Annotated in this window: 1 protein-coding gene; it reads right to left on the minus strand. The window is 58.0% G+C overall.

Annotated elements, in window-relative coordinates:
* Positions 1-148: 148 nt before the first annotated feature.
* The gene (locus E3T55_RS18065) at positions 149-1588 is read right to left on the minus strand and encodes an IS481 family transposase (protein WP_134520936.1); all 1440 of its coding nucleotides are present in this window, start codon (positions 1586-1588) and stop codon (positions 149-151) included.
* Positions 1589-1715 lie beyond the last annotated feature (127 nt).

A 1715-nucleotide genomic window follows, 5' to 3' on the forward strand; every position in this document is an offset into this window, starting at 1 on the left:
ATGTAATCACTCAGCTCTTTGTTTACATCCGCGCTCACCACTTTGTTTACAAACGCACTCACCACTTCGGTTACACACGGTGTCAACACATCGCTCACAGTGGAACTCACGACTTCGTTGACACCGTGCGGGCAAGAGAAACCGTTGCTTAGGAAGCGACCACGGCCGGGTAGTGGTCGTTTTCGTAGTCGGTCATTTTCGCCGTCCACGCTGGGTTGGGGTCACGTATTCTGGCGCCGTAGACCTGCCATAGCGGCACCAGCCGCTTGCTCGAGGCAACACGCACCGGCAGCGGGAAGTAGATGCATTCCTCCCCATCTGTGCTGCTGAAGAGTGTGTATCCGGTGGCCGTGGCCACCACCTGGTAGGTGCCCACCAGATAGGTTGGCACCTTGAATATGCGACCGCGGTAATAGATCTGCGGGTTCGTCCGGCGGATCTCGACAACGTCCTCGGATTGGTCCCGGAGCCTGACCGTGCGCGCGGGCACGGCCGCGTTCTCGGACTGTAGCGGGGCGATCACGACGGTATTTGCGTGCTCTCCTGATGCGGCAGCGTCTTGGGCGATCTGCCGATCTTTGTAGGTCACCGCCTTGGCTTCCAGCACAGCGATATCAATTGGGGTGCCCTCCGCGCCTCGGTGTTCCCCGGCCTCCCATGCCTGACCGGGGGTGAGGTAGGTGGAGCCGACTTTCAGCGCCTGATGGTGCCGCCGATAGTTGTAGTGCTCGCGATATTGGACCAGGAGCTTCGCCAACTGTTCCAGATTCTTTGGTGTGTGCGCGTCAAGAAATCTGACGAGCGTTTGATGGCTGCGCTCGTTCTTTCCCTGCGTCTGCGGATGCCGAACACGCCCCGTAATCCCTTGACATCCCTTGCCCCCGAGAAAGATTTCCGTCTGGCCGACCACCCCACGCCGAGACTGGTTGAACGCGACTCCGTTGTCGGTGAGGAGCTGCTGAGGCACTCCGTAGGCGTCGAACGCTGCCTGCAACACGGCAATGGCATCCTCACCGTTTTCCAGCCTGTCAAAGCACTGCGTTCCCACGTCGAAGCGGGTTCCGTCATCGATCAGCTGATAAATCAACGCCTTCGTACCGTCGGCATCGAACAGGCGATATTCCATCCCGTCCAGTTGCCACATCTCCATCGGATACGACCGGGCAAACCGCATCCAAGCACCACGAGGTCGCTTACGGGCGTTGGTGTTCGTAACGCCGGCTTCGGCCAAGATCCGACCGATCGTTGACACCGAGGGGATCTTTTCGCCGAACTCTTCGGTGTCGACGCCCTCGAACCAGATGGACTGTGGCCCCTTGTCCCACCCGGATTTCCTTAGCCGTTCACGAATTCGGAGGACCACCATTTTGGTCTGGTCCCCATGAACGCGCCTCGTTGCTTTCGGCGCCCGCGAATGCGGATTCAGGGCCTTATTGCCCTCAGCGAGATACCGCTTCTTCACCTTGTAATAAGAGGGCCTGCTGATGCCGAGCTGCTTGCACAACTCCGAAATGCTGACCGCATCTGGCAGGTCCGGATTGAATTCAATGATCTTTCGACGTATCGACGCCGACAATGTATTTTGCACATCCCATTCAAAAGCCCGGGGTCGCCCTGGACCGACTTAAACGCCTGCTACCTGTAAACGATGCCGTGAGAGAGCCTGTAAACGAAGACCTGAGTGACGATGTAAACAATGACCTGAGAGTTCACAT

The sequence above is a fragment of the Cryobacterium frigoriphilum genome, assembly GCF_004403305.1.
Lineage (GTDB): Bacteria > Actinomycetota > Actinomycetes > Actinomycetales > Microbacteriaceae > Cryobacterium > Cryobacterium frigoriphilum.